The sequence below is a fragment of the Ralstonia sp. 1B3 genome (genome assembly GCF_036631435.1).
The window spans coordinates 12,383-31,189 of record NZ_JAPNUG010000013.1 but is presented as its reverse complement, the minus strand read 5'-3'; the positions used below and the strand labels follow the sequence as shown (position 1 = coordinate 31,189).

Below are 18,807 nucleotides of genomic sequence, written 5' to 3'. Positions count from 1 at the left end.
AGACAAATCAGGGCGCAAGCTTAAACGAGTGCAGCAGCAGTCGCAGCCGACACAACGCAGTGTTGCAAAAACCGATTAGGCGACCGCCTTTTCAACGATAGCCGGCTCAGCTGCGGAAATAATGCCGCCGCCCAGGCAGATCTCACCGTCGTACAGCACAGCGGATTGACCCGGCGTAACCGCCCACTGCGCCTCCGGAAAAGTCAGCGTGAGCGCGCCGTCGGCCGCGCGTGCGACCGTGCAAGGCGCATCGGCCTGGCGATAACGCGTCTTGGCGCCAAGGTGCGTGCCTTCGGCGGGTGCCTGGCCGGCAACCCAGCTCAGATCGTCGGCGTGCACGGTGTGCGCCAGCAGCCACGGGTGGTCGTGACCCTGCACCACGTACAACGTGTTGGCCGCCATGTCCTTGCGGGCCACGTACCAGGCATCGCCGTTGCCGTCGCGGCTGCCGCCGATGCCGATGCCCTTGCGCTGTCCCAACGTGTAGAACGCCAGGCCGATGTGCTCGCCGATGGTCTTGCCGTCCGGCGTCTTGATCGGGCCGGGCCTGGTCGGCAGGTATCGATTCAGGAAATCACGAAACGGCCGCTCGCCGATAAAGCAAATGCCGGTGGAATCCTTCTTCTTGGCGTTGGGCAGACCAATCTCGGCGGCGATCTCCCGCACCTTCGTCTTGGACATTTCGCCCAGCGGGAAGAGCGTGCGCGACAGCTGCGCCTGGTTCAGCCGGTGCAGGAAGTAGCTTTGATCCTTCGTGTGGTCGAACGCCTTGAGCAGTTCGAAGCGACCGTCGATCTCGCGCACGCGGGCGTAGTGCCCGGTCGCGATCGTGTCGGCGCCAAGCGCCATCGCGTGGTCGAGGAAGGCCTTGAACTTGATCTCGGCGTTGCAGAGGACGTCGGGATTGGGCGTGCGGCCGGCGGAGTATTCGCGCAGGAAATCCGCAAACACGCGGTCTTTGTACTCGGCGGCAAAGTTGACGGCTTCGACATCGACGCCGATCAGGTCGGCCACCGAGACCACGTCGATCCAGTCTTGTCGGGTCGAGCAGTATTCGCTGTCGTCATCGTCTTCCCAGTTCTTCATGAACAGGCCGACGACGTCGTAGCCCTGCTGTTTGAGCAGCCACGCGGTGACGGACGAATCGACGCCGCCGGACATCCCGACGACGATGCGCTTCTTGCTCATGGCTGCACTCCCAGCCCGTACACGCTGGCGTGCGTGTGGATGACGTCGAGCGGATAGCGCTTGCCGGCCAGGTAGTCTTCCACGCAGGCGAGCAGCAGCGGGCTGCGATGGCGCTCGCGGCTGGCGCGAATTTCATCCGCCGTCATCCAGACAGTGCGGACGATGCCGTCGTCCAGCGTGCGGCGCGGATCTTGAGGGCCAAGCTCGCCGGTAAATGCCATCCGCACATAGGTGACCGGATCCCCCTGCGGCGGCTGGAACTGCGCCATGTAGCAGCCGAGAAAGGCAGTCGGTACAAAGCTGTGCGCGGTTTCTTCCAGCGCTTCGCGCGCGACGGCGTCGACCAGGCTTTCGTCCGGGTCGAGATGGCCGGCGGGCTGGTTCAGGCGCAAGCCGACATCGGTGTGCTCCTCCACCAGCAGAAAGCGCCCGTCCTGTTCAATGACGGCGGCAACGGTAACGCTGGGTTTCCAGCGGACGGCTTGGTTCATGGCAAAAAGGCAACAAAAACAAGGCGTTATTGTAGCCCTGCAAGGCAACATCCGCTTGTGATCGCGACCGCTTCACAAATAGCGCATCCACCGATGGCGCCCGGTGGAGCGCTGTCTTGCAAACCAGCGTGTCGGCCAATACAGCAACGCGATCGTGACTGGCCACGCCGCCCACAGTTGCCATACCGCGTTGAAGCCGAAGCGCTCGCCATGGTTTGCGCCCAACGCCTGTAACGCCGCCAGATACGCGACGTGCAGCGCATACAAATGCAGCAGATAGAAGAACATCGGCGCGGCGCCCAGCGTCTGGAGCATGTCGGCTGCGCGTGCGGGCAGGCGGTCCAGCCACGCCAGCGCGCACAGCCCCAAGCCCAACGTCATCAGCAGAAAATCGAGCGACGGCGGGTATTTGGTGAGATTGACGAACGACACGGCGGTGGTCAGCGCATCAGGATCGAGCACCCACGGTTGCGGCTCGCCATAGCCGTTGAGCATGCGTAACACCGCCAAGCCGGTCAGGCTTGCAGCGCCGAGCCGCCAGCACAACGCACGGCGGGCCCGCGAACGCCGCGCGTACGCCGGCGCAAAGGCATAACCCAGACCGATCACGCCGATCCACGCAAGCACCGGATACGACGTGCGCAGCCGCAGCCCGTCGGCCAACACAATGCAGTCACGCTGATGCAGCACCGCCCACAGTGCATGCCACGATGAATCCGGCGCCACCTGCGCATCCGTGAGCAGGTTGTGCCCCGCCACGATCATCAGCGAGACCGCCAGCAGACCGCCACGCGGCAGCCAGATCAGCCCCGCCAGCGCGATCATCGATAACCCGATCGCCCAGATGACTTGCAGATAGACCGTTGTGGGCGGAAACGTGAACGTCCAGGCAAAGTTCACGACGGTGAGTTCCAGAGCCACGAGAAACAGCCCGCGCTTGAAGAGATGTGCCGACACTCCGCGCCGATCCCCGCCCTGCTTTTGCCCGGACAGCCATGCCGACATGCCCGCCAGAAACACGAACACCGGCGCGCAGGGGTGGCTTGCGAAGCGCGTGAGCGCCAGTGCCGTCGGCGTAACGGCCAGATTGACAGGATCGGCCACCTGCGCGTGCAGGAAGAAGAACTCCCGCAGATGGTCGACCACCATCAGCATCATGACCAGGCCGCGCAACGCATCCACTGCGGCAAGCCGCGAAGAAGTGGGCGCCATCGTCAGAACTTGTAGGTCGCGGCCAGTGTGATCTGCCGCTCCGCGCCTGGGGCCACCCACAGCTCGTTGTACGAACTGGCGTAGTAGCGCTTGTCGAACAGGTTGTCGATCGTGAGCGAGAGACGCAGCGCGCGCGTCGGCTGCACATAGCCATGCAGGCGCACGGTGGTGTAGGCGGGAAGCTTGAAGCCGTTGTTGACGCTGTTGCCGGCGCGCTCACCTACGTAGACCACGCCGCCACCCGCACCGGCCCTGCCCAACGCGCCCGCGCCAAACTCATACAGGCCCAGCACGCTGGCGCTATGACGCGGAATGTTCGACAGCGGCGCGCCCGATGGCAGCACCGTATCGGCGGTGACATGGGCATCGGTATAGGCATACGTGGCCAGCATCTTGATGTTCTTCGTCACCTGCCCCGACACATCCAGCTCGACACCGCGGCTTCGCACCGCACCCGCCGTGCGCTGAAATGTCGGATCGCGCGGATCGCCCGTCAGTACATTCGTCTTGTCGATCGAGTACAGCGCCAGCGTGCCGCCGAGCCGGCCGTCGGGGTTTCCAGCTTGGCGCCCACTTCGTGGCCGCGCCCCCGCTCCGGCGCGAACGCGTTGCCCTGCGCGCCCACTCCCGTGTTGGGCCGGAACGACCGCGATGTATTGGCATACAGCGACAGCGTCTGCACGGGCTGATACACGATGCCGATGCGCGGGCTATAGGCGGTCTGCTGCTGCGCCACGCGCGTGCCGGTCAGGCGGTTGTCGGCGTGCTGCAGGAAGCGGTCCATGCGCACGCCGGCCAGCAGCTTCCATTGCGGGGACAGCGTCACCTGGTCCTGCACGAAGGCGCCATAACCGCGCTGGGACTCGCGCGTGCTGATGCTCGGCCGCACATTCGGGCGCGGCTGGCCATAGACGGGGTCGAAAATATCGATGGCATACGGCGCGCCGGCGCTCGGGTTGGCGCGATACAGCACCGGGTCGTAGCGGAAGTTGTAGAAATCCGCACCCGCGACGAGCGTATGTTTGACCGCTCCGGTATGCACATCGCCCTGCACGTCGACACGGCCGGCGAGGTCATTGGCGTGGTAGTCGCGTTCACGGGCCTGGCGCCACAGGGTGCGGCCGTCCGCCTGCAGGCTCGCGGCGTCCGACGACTTGCCGAACAATTGCGATGATCGATACTGCAACCCGCCATTGAGTTTCCAGCCTCTGTTCAATTGGTGCTCGACGGTTAACTGATGGCTTTGCGTGCGCACAGTCGTATCGCCATCGCCAGGCTCACCCAGAAAGCGCGAAGGCGGCAACGCGCCCAGCTGCTTGTTAATGGCGACGATGCCCCGGTCGAACGGCGTGTTCAGCTGCGCCGCTTCAAACGCATAGGTGACCACGGTGTCGTCCGCCGCCAACCACGTGAGCGACGGCGCGACGACGTATCGCCGAGTCGACGAGAAATCGCGAAAGCTCTGGTTGCTTTCCGCCGCCACGCCCAGTCGATAGGCAAAGCGCTCGGACAGCGGGCCGGTCATCTCTGTCGCGAGCCGGTATCGATCGGGGTTGCCCACCGCCAGCGTCACCTCGCGCGACGGTTTGAACTGCGGCGTACGCGTGACGATGTTGACGATGCCGCCCGGGTCGCTGCGCCCATACAGCGCCGCCGATGGCCCCTTGAGCACATCGATGCGCCCAATGTTGATGGCGTCCACCGGCACGCTGTTGGCGCGATTGGCCGAAAAGCCATTGACGAGGTAATCCGCGCCCGTGTTGAGGTCGCCCGCAAAGCCGCGAATGGCGAAGTTGTCGGCCATGCCGCCCAGATTGTTCTGCCGACTGATCCCGCTGACCCAGTCAAGCGCAGTGTCCAAACGTGTTGCGCCAAAGTCATCGAGCGCGCCGCGCGTCACGACGCCCACCGCCTGCGGCACGTCTTTGAGCGGCGTGTCGGTCAGCGTGGCGGAGCTCGCCCGCCGCACACGCAAACGTTCGTCGCCCGCCGAGCCTCTCACAATGGATTCATCCAGCGCAAACGTTGGGGCCGGCTCGGCGTTGCATATATTTGATGCGCTGCACAAAACCGCTCCAAGAAGGCTCCATCTGGTTTGCGAGGGGATGGACCGTCGTCTACGCTGCATGGCAATAATTGGCACATGGAAAACAGCCACGCTAACGTAATTGCAATTCAGTTGCAATAAAAGGAGAGCCCCGCGCGACATTCCGGCGCGTGTCGCTAAGCCAATGCTCATGTTCGAGCAGCGTTTCAGGAGCGGTCCGCCTGCCAAAAGTTCGGGTAAGCTCCACATCGTTCAACAAAACCGACCCAGCGCGCCATTCCGCACGCGCGGGCACCATGACGAGGAGAACACGATGCACATCGGCATCCCGCAGGAGACGCGGGCGGACGAGACGCGCGTTGCCGCGACCCCGGAAACGGTGAAAAAGTACGTGGCGCTTGGCCATCAGGTGACGGTGCAATCGGGTGCCGGTGTCGCCGCTGCCCAGCCAGACGACGCATATGTCGCGGCCGGAGCCAAAATCGGCACCGCGGCCGAGGCGCTGGGCGCGCAGATCGTGCTGAAGGTGCGCTCGCCGGAAGCGGCCGAACTGGCGCAGATGCAGCCGGGCGCCGTGCTGGTCGGCATGCTCAATCCGTTCGATGACGAGAACACGGCCCGCCTCGCCGCCGCCAACGTCACCGCGTTCGCACTGGAAGCGGCGCCGCGCACCACGCGCGCGCAGAGCATGGACGTGCTCTCCTCCCAGGCCAACATCGCCGGGTATAAGGCGGTGATGGTCGCTGCCAACCATTACCAGCGCTTCATGCCGATGCTGATGACCGCAGCCGGCACCGTGAAAGCCGCGCGCGTGCTGATCCTCGGCGCTGGTGTGGCCGGCCTGCAGGCCATCGCCACGGCCAAGCGCCTGGGTGCCGTCATTGAGGCATCCGACGTGCGGCCGGCGGTGAAAGAGCAGATCGAATCGCTGGGCGCCAAGTTCCTGGACGTGCCGTTCCTGACGGACGAAGAGCGCGAAATCGCCCAGGGCGTCGGCGGCTATGCCCGCCCGATGCCGCCCGACTGGATGCGCCGCCAGGCGGAACTGGTGCACACGCGCGCAACCCAGGCCGACATCGTCATCACGACGGCGCTGATCCCGGGCCGCCGCGCGCCGACGCTGTTGTCGGAAGCCACCGTGCAGGCCATGAAGCCCGGCTCGGTCGTCGTCGATCTGGCGGCTGCGCAAGGCGGCAACTGCCCACTGACCGAAGCCGACCGCGTGGTCGTCAAACACGGCGTCACGCTGGTGGGCTACACCAACCTCGCGTCGATGGTGGCGGCCGACGCCTCTGCCCTCTACGCCCGTAACGTGCTCGATTTCCTCAAGCTGATCATCGACAAGGATGGCGGCCTGAACATCAACCGCGAAGACGACATCGTGGCCGCCTGCCTGCTCAGCCAGGCCGGCCAGGTGGTGCGCGCTCCCGCAGCCACGAGCGCCGCCAAATAAGAACGGAGACGGCGGCCTGCCGGGCGTCACGGCCCGGCGCGGTCGCCAGTGGCGATTTCATTTCTGTTTCAAGGAAGCTTCATGCAACGCAACATGCTTCGCGCCAAGCTGCACCGCGCGACGGTCACCCAGGCCGATCTGGACTACGAAGGTTCGTGCGGCATCGACGAGGACCTCCTCGACGCCGCCGACATGCGCGAATACGAAAAGATCGAGCTGTACAACGTCAACAACGGCGAGCGTTTCTCCACCTACATCATCAAGGGCAAGCGCGGCTCGGGCGAAATCTCGCTCAACGGTGCCGCAGCGCGCCGGGCGCACGTAGGTGATCTGCTGATCATCTGCACCTATGCCCCGATGAACGAAGAAGAAGTCGCCAGCTACAAGCCCAAGGTCGTGCTGCTGGGCGAGGGCAACAAGATCAAGGCCATCAAGGAAACCTGACGCGCCGGGCGGCCGGGCCTGAACGGTCTGGCCGCTTCGCACATCGACCAAGAAGCGAGGAGGAGCACTCATGGAGCTGGTCAATCACACGGTGATCAACCTGATCATCTTCGTGCTGGCGATCTACGTCGGCTACCACGTGGTGTGGACGGTCACGCCGGCGCTGCATACGCCGCTGATGGCCGTGACGAACGCCATCTCGGCCATCATCATCGTCGGCGCCATGCTGGCGGCCGGCCTCACGCAAACGGGCCTGGGCCGCACCATGGGTGTGGTGGCGGTGGCATTGGCAGCGGTGAATGTGTTTGGCGGCTTCCTGGTCACCCAGCGCATGCTGGAAATGTTCAAGAAGAAAGAGCCGAAGGCCAAGGCCGGTCAGAGCGAGGGAGCCAAGCAATGAGCATGAACCTCGTCACCCTGCTGTATCTGCTGGCTTCGGTCTGCTTCATCCAGGCGCTCAAGGGGCTCTCCCACCCGACCACGGCGCGGCGCGGCAACGCGTTCGGCATGACGGGTATGGCGATCGCCGCCGTCACGACGGTCGCACTCATCTACAAGCTCAAGGCCGAGATGTTTGCGGGCACCGAGAGCGGCGCCTCCACGGGTTTCATCCTGATCTTCGCGGGCCTGGTGGTCGGCGGCGGCATCGGCGCCTACGTGGCGCGCACGGTCGAGATGACCAAGATGCCGGAGCTGGTGGCCGCCATGCACTCACTGATCGGTCTGGCTGCAGTGTGTATTGCGGTCGCCGCGGTGGCAGAACCGTCGGCCTTCGGCATCACCGTGGCGGGCGACAACGTGCTGCCGCTGGGCAACCGGGTGGAGCTGTTCATCGGCACCTTCGTCGGCGCCATCACGTTCTCGGGCTCGGTCATCGCCTTTGGCAAGCTGTCGGGCAAATACAAGTTCCGCCTGTTCCAGGGCGCGCCGGTGCAGTTTGCCGGCCAGCACATGCTGAACCTGCTGCTGGCGGTGGCCATGCTCGGCTTCGGCATCCTGTTCTTCCTGAGCCAGAGCTGGCTGCCGTTCATCATCATGACGGCCATCGCGTTTGTGCTGGGCGTGCTGATCATCATCCCGATCGGCGGGGCAGACATGCCTGTGGTGGTGTCGATGCTGAACTCGTACTCGGGCTGGGCGGCGGCCGGCATCGGCTTTTCGCTCAACAACCCGATGCTGATCATCGCCGGCTCGCTGGTCGGTTCATCCGGTGCAATTCTGTCTTACATCATGTGCAAGGCGATGAACCGGTCGTTCTTCAACGTGATCCTGGGCGGCTTCGGTTCCGAAGCGTCCGCCGGAGCGGCAGCGGGTGGCGGCGGGCAGCAGCGCCCGGTCAAATCGGGTTCGCCCGATGATGCGGCCTTCCTCATGGGCAACGCCGAGACGGTCATCATCGTCCCCGGCTACGGTCTGGCGGTGGCGCGCGCACAGCACGCCCTGAAGGAGCTGACCGAAAAGCTGTCGGACAAGGGCGTGACCGTCAAATACGCGATCCACCCCGTCGCCGGCCGCATGCCGGGCCACATGAACGTGCTGCTGGCCGAAGCGGAAGTGCCTTACGACCAGGTCTTCGAAATGGAAGACATCAACGGCGAGTTCGGCCAGGCCGACGTGGTGCTGGTGCTGGGCGCCAACGACGTGGTCAACCCGGCGGCCAAGAACGATCCGAAGTCGCCCATTGCCGGCATGCCGATCCTGGAGGCCTACAAGGCCAAGACGATCATCGTGAACAAGCGCTCGATGAATGCCGGCTACGCCGGGCTGGACAACGAGCTGTTCTACATGGACAAGACGATGATGGTGTTTGGCGACGCCAAGAAGGTCGTCGAGGACATGGTGAAATCCGTCGAGTAAAGCGGCGCACTGGCGGCTCCACTGACGGCCGTCAACGGTCCGTCAGGTCAGACCGGTTCCGCTTGCTCCCGGCGGCGGCAGACAGTAACGTAGTGGAAACGGGCAGCGCTGGCCACACCGGCCGTGCGCTGCACCCAGCCCTCTTCCGACTCTTCCCGACGTATGCAACAGGACAGCGCCCTGCCGGTCTATTTCCACCCGACCCTGACGGTGGTGGTCGACGACAGCCAATCGTTCGTGGAAAGCCTTGGGTTCCAGATGGACCCATCGCGTGCGCTGTTGGCCTTCAATGACCCGGAAGAGGCGCTGGCGTGGCTGCGCCAGTGGCATTCGCTGCGCATGCCGGGTTTTCTGCCGGTGCGGGTCACCCACGATGATCTGACGTTCTCGACCGAACGCCGCACAATCCAGCTCGACGTCGACCGCGTCTACCGCCAGATCCACGAGGTCAACCGCTTCCTGCAGCCGTCCGTCATCGTGGTGGATTACTCCATGCCGCGCATGAACGGACTGGAATTCTGCGCCAAGCTCAAAGACCTGCCGTGCATGACGATCCTGCTCACCGGCATGGCCGACGAAAACATCGCCGTGCAGGGTTTCAACGACGGCCTGATCGACCGTTACATCAAGAAAGACAATCCGGCGATGGCCGAGCGGCTCAGCGCGGAAATCGAAGCGCTGCAGGTGCGCTACTTCAGCAACCTGTCGAGCACACTGCGCGATCTGCTGTCGCGCCACTCCTTCAGTTTTCTGTCGGACCCGGCGATCACACGGCTCGTGCGTGAGCTGTCCGCGCGCTACCGCTTCATCGAGTACTACCTGTATCCGCACCCCGCCGGCGTGCTGCTGCTCACCGCTGATGGTCGGGCGACGCTCATGGTCATCGAGACCAACGCGAGCATGCTCACGCACCTGGAAAACGCCGAGGCCTACAACGCGCCCGACGCGCTGCTCAAGGGGCTGCACGACAAGCAGATCGTCCCGTTCTTCTGGCCTGGCGACGGCATGTACACCCCGGCCTGTGTGGAGTGGGAACAATATTGCCTGCCCGCCGAGGTATGCCAGGGCCGCGAGCCGTACTACTACGCACTGTTCGACATGCCGAGCCACCTGCTGCCGGCGCAGGTCTACAGCTATACCCAGTTTCTCACCAACTACAAGCAGGATCCGGACGCGCTCACCGGCCGCAAATCACGCTGAGGTGGTGTTTCCGCTTGCTCTGCACTGCGGGTTTCCGCATTGTGTGGGTCACATTGGGCAAGTACAATCGATTGCGTCATCCGGCAGCCACGACGTCAGAGCGTGGCCCGGCTGAATCGCCCTGATGCGTGCGTGGCATAGCTGCGGCATCATGGCGAACGCGGGTGCCGGCACGCAACATTCGATACGGCGCCTGGAGTTCATTACTGTGCGGGATTCTCCTTGAGAGACGATTTGGGATGCAGCAGCGGGCCGCGCGTTCAAGCAGCGCGCGTTGCGGATGTCAGGGGAGTGCATCGTTCCAATCTGGTCATGGTTCACGGTTGCACGATTCCCGTTGCCACGCTGTTGATCGGCGAGCAGTACAGGTAAGGGTGCCGCAGTAGGGATACTGAAGGCGCCGGCTGCAGTCGGTCATCTTCCCCGATCTTTTCGGAGCGGGTTTGGGCGAGACGCCCGGGCTGGCGCGTATTGCGCACGGCCAGCGGACGGCTTCAAGCACGCTTTCACGACTGATGCGGCGGCATGCCCAGCGGTGTCGGCGGGGCGCGCCGTGTTCGCGGTGCCCGGATTCGCAGTGCGACTCCGAGTGCGCGGTTGTTGGAGTGAGCGTCCCGCTTGGCAGACGTTTTCCCTGAAGTCTCCGGCAAATTCGCACCGTGTACTCACCCAACCAAATCGATCCCGCGGTCAGCTTCCGCAACTCACAGGGTCAGCAGGTCCGCGGCACCATCATCACGCTGCAGCGGCGTGCCCTGGTGATGGAGATCTACAACCCCTATTCGATCGTGCAGGTGAGCGAGGTGCTGTCCGAGCTCGCCATCAAGATGGGGACCCGGCAGGCCTATCTCGGCAAGGCGGTGGTGATCAGCCTGGTGAACACGGGCCTGACCGCCGTTGTCTCGCTCACGCTGATCGACGAATGGCGCGAGCTGTCGGAAGTGGCCGACACGCCTGCTTCGGTGGGCGAAGAAGCGCGAACGTTCGTGCAGGAATGGCAGGAGCGTTTCCGCATCCATCGCGACTATCAGATCGTCGTCAACGAGATGCGTGCGTTCCTGGCCGAGGTGTCGCGCTGGGTGGAGCAAGTGGATCTGTCGAAGACATTGCCGCGCGAAGACAACAAGCTGCGCATGGATGTCTTCCAGGAGCTGGCCGAGCCGATCATGCTCAAGCTCAAGGGCTACATGGACGGTCTGGAATCGGAAGCCGGCAAGGTCGAGGCGGAGCTTGCACCCGCGCACCGCACGTTCGCGCAAGCGGCGCTGCATCCGCTGCTGTTGCGCGCGCCGTTCATCTATCGCACGTACACCAAGCCGCTCGGCTACGCAGGCGATTATGAGATGGTCAACCAGATCCTCTCCGACCCGCGCGAAGGGCCAAACACGTACTTCCAGATCGTCAACGCCGCCTTCCTGCGCACCGACGTGGCCGAGGCGCACCGTAACCGCATCGACATTCTTGTGCAGTATCTGAGCGACCTGGCTGCACAGGCGAAGGCGGCAGGCCGGACCTTCAAGGTGCTGAACGTGGGCTGCGGGCCGGCGGTGGAAATCCAGCGCTTCATTCAGCAGCATCCCGAACCGTCGCTGCTGTCGTTTGAGCTGGTGGACTTCAGCGAAGAGACGCTCAACTACACCCGCGAGCAGATGCGCCGTGCCATGGACCGCGCGCGCAAGACCGTCACCGTCGATTTCGTGCATGAATCGGTGCATCAACTGCTCAAGCGGCGCATCACGGCCGAGAGCCCGCAAGCCGGCGATTGCGATGCCGTGTATTGCGCTGGCCTGTTCGACTATCTGTCCAACAAGGTCTGCCAGCGCCTGCTCTCCTACTTTGCTGCGCGCACGCGCCAAGGCGGCGCCATTCTTGCGACCAACGTGCACGGCAACAACCCGATGCGCTTCGTGATGGAACACGTGCTCGAGTGGTACCTGGTCTATCGCGATGAACCGCTGATGGCCGAGCTGCTGCCCGAGGGCTCGCACGACGTGCGCGTCTATACCGACGTGACCGGCGTCAACGTATTCGCCCAGGCCAGCGTGGCCGGGCCCGCCACACCCGCCGCTTAATCCGCAGCCCAGGAACACGCATGGAGCCCATTACACATCGCGGATACCAGGCCGAGCTCAAGCAGTTCCGGCTCGTCTTCAGCCGCATGGCGGCCATTACCGGCATCGTGCTGGTGCTGGCCGGTGTCGGGCTGGACTACGGCATGTATGTGGACAAGCTCTGGCTGTTCGCGTCGCTGCGCGTCATCACGTCGCTCATCATGTTCGGCGCACTGCTGGTGCTGTACACGCGCTGGGGCGAAGAACACGTGCAGAGCCTCACGTTCTTCTGGCTGATCTGCCCGCAGATCATGATCTCGTGGATGATCTACGACACCGAGGGCGCCAGTTCACCGTATTACTCTGGGCTGAACCTGGCGATCTACGCGGTGGGCATGGTGATGCCGATCGGCTTTCTGCAGGCCGTGCTGTTCGGCACATGCACATACATCTTCTGGGTGATCGCATGCACGCTGCACCCGGGCGGGATCCAGTCGCGCGAGATCTTCATCGTGCATTCGCTGTTCATCCTGTTCTCGATTGCGACGAGCACGCTGTACACGTACTTCAACGAGCGTGGGCGCTTCCAGCTCTTCCGGCTCAAGGAAGAGGTGGCGCAGAAGAACGAGCAGTTGGCGCAGACCAACCAGAACCTCACCGACATCAAGGGCCAGCTTCTGCAGCAGGAAAAGATGGCCGCTATCGGCACACTGTCTGCCGGACTGCTGCATGAGATCAACAACCCGGTCAACTTCTGCCTGATGGCCATCGCCGTGGCGCAGGAAGACCCGATCGCCAAGGGCAGCCCGATGCTGCTCGAATGCCTGGCCGATGCCAAGGAAGGCATGCAGCGCGTGCAGCACATCGTGTCAGACCTGAAGACCTTCGCCTACCGCAGCCCCGAGAAGGGCGAGGCCGATGCGCCATTCCTGGTGGAGAAGGCCATCGACTCGGCCGTCCGGCTGACGAGCCACGAGTTGCGCGGCGTGGCGCTCGAACGCAAGCTGCCGCCGGATACGCTGGTGCGCGGCGACGAGGCGGCCATCATCGGCGTGCTGATCAACCTGCTGTCGAACGCCGCGCTTGCCATGCAAAAGGTGCAGCGCGAGAACCCACGCATCGAAATTACCGGCGAGTGGATCGACAACCGCCTGCATGTGGTGGTGACCGACAACGGCCCCGGCATCTCGGAGAAGAACCTGTCGCGCGTGTTCGAGCCGTTCTTCACCACGCGCGATGTCGGCAAGGGCCTGGGACTGGGGCTGTCGATCAGCTACAGCGTGATCCAGCGCCACGGCGGCACCCTGGCGGTGACGAGCAAGGAAGGCGAATGGGCGCGCTTCACGTTTGATCTGCCGCGCTCGGAGTAGACGCATCATGGACACCACGCCGGACACCGTCACCATCCTCTACGTCGACGACGAAGCGCAGGCCTGCAAATGGTTTGCACGCACGATCGGCGCCGGCTATGAGGTGCTGACAGCCAACAGCGTCGAAGAGGCCAAGGCCGTGCTGCGCGATTCCCACGAGCGCATCAGCGTGGTGTTGACCGACTTCCGCATGCCGGGCGGCGACGGCACCGAACTGCTGCGCTTCATCGACGCGGAATACGGCGACATTGCCACCATCCTCGTCACCGCATATGCCGACAAGGACCTGCTGATTCAGGCCGTGAACACCGGACGCGTGTTCAAGATCCTGGAGAAGCCCTATCAGCCCGAAGACGTGCGTCGCTCGCTGCAGGAGGCGCTGGCCCTGCGCCAGGATCGCCTCTTGCGTACCCAGCGCCTCATGGCAATCGACGAAACGCTGGCTTTTCTTGCGCATGAGCTGAACACGCCGCTGGCCGCCATCTCGAACTTTGCGCGCGGCATCCGCATGCGCGTGGATCAGACGGAGCCCACGCCCGGCGCCCTTCCAGAAATTGGCCGCGCCGCCGACCGCGTGCAGGACAACGCGCGCTACTGCCTCTCGGTCATCGCCACGTTCCTGAATTCCGTGCGCAATACCTACGGCAAGCCCGGCACGGCAGCCACGCCCAACAGTGCGGGCGGCTTGATCCGCGCATTGTTCGACACGTACCCATTCACGAACGCGCAGCGCGAATGGGTGTCGTACCGCGTGGAAGACGATTTTCCGATCCAGACGCTGCCCAACTGCGTGATGCTGGTGCTCTCGTCGCTCACGAGCAATGCGTTGCAGGCACTGCGGCAGACCGATGCGCCGAAGCTCGAAATCATCGCCAGCCGCGCTCCGGATGCGGGCAACGCCCAGCACATGATCCGCATCGAAGACAACGGCCCAGGCATCGCGCCGGACGTTCTTGCGCGGCTGACCATCGACCCCGTGACCACGCGCGCCGAAGAAGGCGGCAACGGCATGGGCATGATTTTTTGTACGCGGATCATGCAATCGTTCGGGGGAGCGATTGCGATTGATTCTGCACCCAGCGCAGGCACGCGCGTGACTCTGACGTTCCCATGACAAGACCATCAACACTACGAACCACGCCGCACGTGATCCGCGCGTTCGCCGTATTGGCTGCATTTGCTATGAGGAGTGACGGATGACCAATCCCGGGGGCAACGAGCCCAAGATCCTGTACGTGGACGACGAGACATTGGCGCTGACTTACTTCGGCCGTGCCATCGGTTCACTGGCGCCGGTCGTCACCGCCACCTCGGTCGAAGAAGGCAAGCGCATGCTCGACCAGCACGCCGCCACGCTCGGCGTGCTCGTGTCGGACCAGCGCATGCCGGGCGAACTCGGCAATGAACTGCTGCGTTACGCACGTGAGCGCTATCCGCACCTGGTGCGCATCCTGACCACCGCCTACTCCGAAATCGAAGACACGGTGGAGGCCGTCAACCAGGGGCAGATTCACCGCTACATCAAGAAGCCGTGGGACATCACGGCGCTGCGCGTGGAACTGAAGCAGGCGCTGGAATTCTCTGACTTGCGCCGTGAGCGTGACGCGCTGCTGCGCGAGAAGATGACCGTGCGCCAAAGCCAGACGCTCACGCACCGCATCGGCGCGCTGCAGACGCTGTACCTCGCGGTGTCGGGGCTGTCGTCATTCAGCGCCGTCAACGATTACCTGCGAGCCGCTGCCGCCGTAGGTCTGCAATCGCTCGCGCAGCCGGACTGGGCGATGAAGGACTACACCGAGCTGGTCGGCGAAGAAAGCCTGCGCACCGGCGAGTTCAGCCACGCTGTGCGCCAGGCCTATCTCGACTTGTCGTCACGCTTTGACAGCAAGCCGGCAGCCCAGGCGTTGGAGGTGCTGGCCGAGGTCCTGCACGGCAAGGTCTCGCCGTCGGGCAGCGATGCTGCGGCGGTGGTGGATCTCACCACGCTGACGGAATTCCTGGAAGCCGCGTCCACGCACAAGGTGTCGGACGCGCATGCCAAATGGCTGGCGTTCCTGCTGTGGCTCGACGGAAAAGGCTGGTCGCTCACGGCCGAGCGCGACGGCGCGACCGTCAAGCTGCGCCTGCTCGACAACCAGACGCAGCTCACGCCGGAACAACTCACGGCGTGGATGCAGCATTTCCAGGATCTGCAGGCCGCCTGAACCGGGCCCGCCGTTGGCACACAACGCCGATGCTTATGCGTCGGCGTTGTCGTTTGAGGCATCGCCTTTTACAGGCCGCTCCGGGCGATCGCGCATACCGCCCTTCACCATGTCGAAGCGGAACAGACGGCATTCGATGTTGCCGTTGTACAGCGGCGTGCGCTGCGACTCCTTCAGCCGCATCCGACGCGGCATCGAGAGATCGCCCGTGAAGACGAACGCCTTCCAGCCGGCGAATTCACGCTTGAGCGTGCCGGCAAAGGCCTGCGCAAATTCGTTGGCGGCGGCCTCTTCCTCGGGGTCGATCGGGGGCGGCGGCTCCGGCTGACGCAGTTCGCGCATCGGACGGCGGCCATCGTCGCCCGGGGCACCCATGGCGCGGCTGGCGCGCTCGAACACGGTGCCATCCTCGTCGCCTTCGCTTTCCGGCCGGCGGCGGCGAGAACCGTGTGCACCGCGCACGGCGATACGCTCGCCGTAAGGCGGGTTCATCAACAACACGCCGGCGGCCTCGAACGGCGGCTTGCCGAAGCGCGCATCGACCTGCTTGAGCACCGGCTCGCCGGGCAGACCGGCACGCTGCCAATTGGCGGCGGCATAAGCGAGCATGTCGGTGGAAATGTCGGCGCCCGCCACCAGCGGCGGTGCCCGGCGCATGGATGCGGCGGCCGCGTCGGCAGCGGCTTCGCGCAGACGCTTGAAGCATTTGGCATCGTGGTCCTGCAACCATTCGCAGGCGAAGGCGCGTTGACCGCCCGGCGCAATGCCGAGCGCGCGTTGTGCAGCTTCAACGAGGAACGTGCCGCTGCCGCACATCGGATCGTAGAACGGCATGCCATGTGCGCCCGTCCAGCCCGTCAGGCGCAGAATGCCGGCGGCGAGGTTTTCCTTCAGCGGCGCCTCGCCCTTTTCCTGACGCCAGCCGCGCTTGAAGAGCGGCTCGCCGGTGGTGTCGAGATAGATTGTGCAATCGGTCTCGGTCAGGTATGCGTAGATGCGCACGTCCGGCGAGACGGTATCAACGCTGGGCCGCGCGCCCATGCGTTGGCGGAAGCGGTCACACACCCCGTCCTTCACACGCAGGCCGACAAACTTCAGGCTCTGCAACGGCGATTTGTGCGCGGTCACGTCCACGCGGATCATCTCGTCGGGCGTGAAATAGTCTTCCCAGCGCTGCGCGGCGGCCAGCGCGTAGATGTCGTCTTCCGAGCGATACCCGCGCGAAGCCAGGCGCATCAGCACCCGGCTGGCAATGCGGCTGTGCAGGTTGACGGCATACGCCGCACCCTGCGTGCCGAAGAAATGCACGCCGCCCGGCACGGTGCGGCCCACCTCGAACGCCGCCAGCTCATCGACCTCGGGGCGAATGGCGATTTCGGCCAGTTCATCGGCCAGCGCCTGTTCCAGCCCTCGGGGGCATGGCGCGAAGTAAGCAGTTGCCATCGGAAAACCAGAAAAAATCAGAACGGCTTCACGACCACCAGGATCGTAATCGCCAGCAACAACAGCACCGGCAGTTCATTGAACCAGCGGTAGAACTTGTGGGAACGCTTGTTGGCGCCCGCCTCGAACTTGCGCAGCAGCACGCCGCAGCCATGGTGGTAGCCGATCGTCACGAGCACCAGCGCGAGCTTCGCGTGCATCCAGCCATTGGGCGGATACAGCCCGATGCGATATCCCAGGAACAGCCACAACCCGAGCAGGATCGCGACAATCGCCAGCATCGTCGTGAAGCGGAACAGCTTGCGGGCCATGATCAGCAGGCGCGTGATGGCCGCGCGCTCGGTTTCCATTGCCAGGTTGACGAAGATGCGCGGCAGATAGAACAACCCGGCAAACCACGACGCAATGAAGACGATGTGAAAGGCTTTGACCCAGAGCATGCGAAGCGTCCCGTGAATGGTGTGAAGCGCGATCGGTAAACAGCGCGCCGCTCATGGCGGCGCTCAATGTGCAGCAAGCGATATCAGGTGCGGATCTCGCCGTGCCCGAACACGACGTATTTCAGCGAGGTCAGCCCCTCCAGCCCCACCGGCCCACGCGCATGCAGCTTGTCGTTGGAGATGCCGATCTCGGCGCCCAGGCCGTACTCGAACCCATCGGCAAAGCGCGTGGACGCGTTGATCATCACGCTGGCCGAATCGACCTCGCGCAGGAAGCGCATGCCGGTCGAGTAGTTCTCGGTGATGATGGAATCGGTGTGCGCCGAGCCGTAGGTGTTGATGTGCTCGATGGCATCGTCCAGGCCGTCGACGGTGCGGATCGACAGGATCGGCGCGAGATATTCGGTGTGCCAGTCGGCCTCGACGGCGTCTTTCAGATTGCCGAACCCGGCGGCTTCCAGCGTGGCGCGCGTGGCCGGGCACACGCGCAGTTCCACGCTCTTGTCCTGGTAGATCTTTGCCAGCGGCGGCAGCGCGCGCGCAGCCACATCGCGCGACACGAGCAGCGTTTCCATCGTATTGCACGGTGCGTAGCGCTGCGTCTTGGCGTTGTCGCACACGCGCACGGCCTTCTCGATGTCGGCGTCGACGTCGATGTAGACGTGACAGATGCCGTCCAGATGCTTGATCATCGGCACCCGCGCTTCTTCGATCAGTCGCGCGATCAGGCTCTTGCCGCCGCGGGGGACGATCACATCGACGTACTCCGTCATGGTGATGAGCTTGCCGACCGCCGCGCGATCCGTGGTGGCCACCACCTGCACGGCGTTGGCAGGCAGGCCAGCATCGGCCAGCCCTTCCTCGATGAGCGCCGCCAGCGCGCCGTTCGATTCGATCGCTTCGGAGCCGCCGCGCAGAATGGTCGCGTTGCCAGACTTGATGCACAGCGCCGCGGCATCCACCGTCACGTTCGGCCGCGACTCATAGATGATGCCGATCACGCCAAGCGGCACGCGCATCTGGCCGACCTGGATGCCGGTCGGGCGGAACTTCATGTTGCTGATCTCGCCGATCGGGTCGGGCAGCGCGGCGATCTGCTCCAGGCCGGCGGCCATGGTCTCGATGGCACGATCAGTCAGCGTAAGGCGGTCGATGAAGGCGGCGTCCTGGCCGTTGGCGCGAGCACGTTCGACGTCGCGGGCATTGACCTCTTTGAGCTTGGCGGCATCGCGACGGACGGCGGCGGCAATGTGCAACAACGCGCGGTTCTTCTGCGCGGTGCCGGCCCGGGCCATGCCACGCGAGGCGGTGCGCGCCTGACGGCCGACCAGGGCCATGTATTCGTTCACGTCGAGCTGCTTCATGATGATCGCGACCGGCGAGCTGCCGGCAAATTCAGTGTGAGGA

At 64.2% G+C, this 18,807-nt stretch carries 15 protein-coding genes and 1 pseudogene; 9 read left to right on the top strand and 7 right to left on the bottom strand.

Translation table 11 applies throughout. The annotated features are described in order from the left end of the window. Positions 1–75: 75 nt before the first annotated feature. From mnmA to OWR21_RS03635, 4 genes and pseudogenes are all read right to left on the bottom strand, one after another. Entirely contained in the window at positions 76–1,188 is a 1,113-nt protein-coding gene (mnmA, locus tag OWR21_RS03655; protein WP_332394629.1) for a tRNA 2-thiouridine(34) synthase MnmA, read from the bottom strand. Then, complete coding sequence (locus tag OWR21_RS03650) at positions 1,185–1,679, bottom strand: NUDIX hydrolase (RefSeq protein ID WP_332394628.1); 495 nt, start codon at positions 1,677–1,679, stop codon at positions 1,185–1,187. Before OWR21_RS03650 ends, mnmA begins: the two co-directional genes overlap by 4 nt. Positions 1,680–1,751: 72 nt before the next feature. Continuing rightward, positions 1,752–2,891: a DUF1624 domain-containing protein gene (locus OWR21_RS03645; RefSeq protein WP_332394627.1), complete on the bottom strand. Its 1,140-nt coding sequence runs from the start codon at positions 2,889–2,891 to the stop codon at positions 1,752–1,754. 2 nt (positions 2,892–2,893) lie between these two features. After that, positions 2,894–5,019, bottom strand: a pseudogene (locus tag OWR21_RS03635) (TonB-dependent siderophore receptor). 232 nt (positions 5,020–5,251) lie between these two features. On the opposite strand from OWR21_RS03635, the gene OWR21_RS03630 reads away from it, so the two are divergent. The 9 genes from OWR21_RS03630 to OWR21_RS03590 all read left to right on the top strand — a co-directional run bounded on the left by OWR21_RS03630 (position 5,252) and on the right by OWR21_RS03590 (position 15,517). Next, positions 5,252–6,391, top strand: a complete 1,140-nt coding sequence (locus OWR21_RS03630) for a Re/Si-specific NAD(P)(+) transhydrogenase subunit alpha (RefSeq protein ID WP_147215965.1) — start codon at positions 5,252–5,254, stop codon at positions 6,389–6,391. 81 nt (positions 6,392–6,472) lie between these two features. Beyond that, entirely contained in the window at positions 6,473–6,835 is a 363-nt protein-coding gene (gene panD / locus OWR21_RS03625; RefSeq protein WP_009241493.1) for an aspartate 1-decarboxylase, read from the top strand. Between the two features lie 70 nt (positions 6,836–6,905). Beyond that, on the top strand, positions 6,906–7,235 hold the full coding sequence (locus OWR21_RS03620) for an NAD(P) transhydrogenase subunit alpha (protein ID WP_316890044.1): 330 nt from the start codon (positions 6,906–6,908) through the stop codon (positions 7,233–7,235). Next, on the top strand, positions 7,232–8,692 hold the full coding sequence (locus OWR21_RS03615; protein ID WP_147215962.1) for an NAD(P)(+) transhydrogenase (Re/Si-specific) subunit beta: 1,461 nt from the start codon (positions 7,232–7,234) through the stop codon (positions 8,690–8,692). Before OWR21_RS03620 ends, OWR21_RS03615 begins: the two co-directional genes overlap by 4 nt. A gap of 162 nt (positions 8,693–8,854) precedes the next feature. After that, on the top strand, positions 8,855–9,892 hold the full coding sequence (locus tag OWR21_RS03610) for a response regulator (protein ID WP_316872810.1): 1,038 nt from the start codon (positions 8,855–8,857) through the stop codon (positions 9,890–9,892). 659 nt (positions 9,893–10,551) lie between these two features. After that, the gene (phcB, locus tag OWR21_RS03605) at positions 10,552–11,964 is read left to right on the top strand and encodes a class I SAM-dependent methyltransferase PhcB (RefSeq protein ID WP_332394625.1); all 1,413 of its coding nucleotides are present in this window, start codon (positions 10,552–10,554) and stop codon (positions 11,962–11,964) included. A gap of 20 nt (positions 11,965–11,984) precedes the next feature. Continuing rightward, on the top strand, positions 11,985–13,313 hold the full coding sequence (locus tag OWR21_RS03600) for a sensor histidine kinase (RefSeq protein ID WP_147215956.1): 1,329 nt from the start codon (positions 11,985–11,987) through the stop codon (positions 13,311–13,313). Positions 13,314–13,320: 7 nt separating this feature from the next. After that, entirely contained in the window at positions 13,321–14,427 is a 1,107-nt protein-coding gene (gene phcR, locus OWR21_RS03595) for a two-component system hybrid sensor histidine kinase/response regulator PhcR (protein WP_147215954.1), read from the top strand. An 82-nt stretch (positions 14,428–14,509) separates the two neighbouring features. After that, positions 14,510–15,517 carry a response regulator gene (locus tag OWR21_RS03590; protein ID WP_332394624.1) on the top strand — a complete coding sequence of 336 codons (1,008 nt, stop codon included), beginning with the start codon at positions 14,510–14,512 and terminating at the stop codon, positions 15,515–15,517. A gap of 33 nt (positions 15,518–15,550) precedes the next feature. On the opposite strand, the gene OWR21_RS03585 is transcribed toward OWR21_RS03590, so the two are convergent. The 3 genes from OWR21_RS03585 to OWR21_RS03575 form a co-directional block, all read right to left on the bottom strand. Next, a complete protein-coding gene (locus OWR21_RS03585; RefSeq protein WP_332394623.1) occupies positions 15,551–16,960 on the bottom strand; it encodes a THUMP domain-containing class I SAM-dependent RNA methyltransferase in 1,410 nt (469 codons plus the stop codon). A gap of 17 nt (positions 16,961–16,977) precedes the next feature. After that, a complete protein-coding gene (locus OWR21_RS03580; protein WP_027680553.1) occupies positions 16,978–17,400 on the bottom strand; it encodes a CopD family protein in 423 nt (140 codons plus the stop codon). A gap of 83 nt (positions 17,401–17,483) precedes the next feature. Beyond that, a complete protein-coding gene (locus tag OWR21_RS03575; RefSeq protein ID WP_147215984.1) occupies positions 17,484–18,764 on the bottom strand; it encodes a glutamate-5-semialdehyde dehydrogenase in 1,281 nt (426 codons plus the stop codon). Between the last annotated feature and the right edge of the window lie 43 nt (positions 18,765–18,807).

Excerpts from the sequence above, each read along its gene's own strand:
- mnmA (WP_332394629.1), bottom strand. The coding sequence starts at position 1,188 with ATGAGCAAGAAGCGCATCGTCGTCGGGATGTCCGGCGGCGTCGATTCG.
- OWR21_RS03650 (WP_332394628.1), bottom strand. The coding sequence starts at position 1,679 with ATGAACCAAGCCGTCCGCTGGAAACCCAGCGTTACCGTTGCCGCCGTC.
- OWR21_RS03645 (WP_332394627.1), bottom strand. The coding sequence starts at position 2,891 with ATGGCGCCCACTTCTTCGCGGCTTGCCGCAGTGGATGCGTTGCGCGGC.
- OWR21_RS03630 (WP_147215965.1), top strand. The coding sequence starts at position 5,252 with ATGCACATCGGCATCCCGCAGGAGACGCGGGCGGACGAGACGCGCGTT.
- panD (WP_009241493.1), top strand. The coding sequence starts at position 6,473 with ATGCAACGCAACATGCTTCGCGCCAAGCTGCACCGCGCGACGGTCACC.
- OWR21_RS03620 (WP_316890044.1), top strand. The coding sequence starts at position 6,906 with ATGGAGCTGGTCAATCACACGGTGATCAACCTGATCATCTTCGTGCTG.
- OWR21_RS03615 (WP_147215962.1), top strand. The coding sequence starts at position 7,232 with ATGAGCATGAACCTCGTCACCCTGCTGTATCTGCTGGCTTCGGTCTGC.
- OWR21_RS03610 (WP_316872810.1), top strand. The coding sequence starts at position 8,855 with ATGCAACAGGACAGCGCCCTGCCGGTCTATTTCCACCCGACCCTGACG.
- OWR21_RS03600 (WP_147215956.1), top strand. The coding sequence starts at position 11,985 with ATGGAGCCCATTACACATCGCGGATACCAGGCCGAGCTCAAGCAGTTC.
- phcR (WP_147215954.1), top strand. The coding sequence starts at position 13,321 with ATGGACACCACGCCGGACACCGTCACCATCCTCTACGTCGACGACGAA.
- OWR21_RS03590 (WP_332394624.1), top strand. The coding sequence starts at position 14,510 with ATGACCAATCCCGGGGGCAACGAGCCCAAGATCCTGTACGTGGACGAC.
- OWR21_RS03585 (WP_332394623.1), bottom strand. The coding sequence starts at position 16,960 with ATGGCAACTGCTTACTTCGCGCCATGCCCCCGAGGGCTGGAACAGGCG.
- OWR21_RS03580 (WP_027680553.1), bottom strand. The coding sequence starts at position 17,400 with ATGCTCTGGGTCAAAGCCTTTCACATCGTCTTCATTGCGTCGTGGTTT.
- OWR21_RS03575 (WP_147215984.1), bottom strand. The coding sequence starts at position 18,764 with ATGAAGCAGCTCGACGTGAACGAATACATGGCCCTGGTCGGCCGTCAG.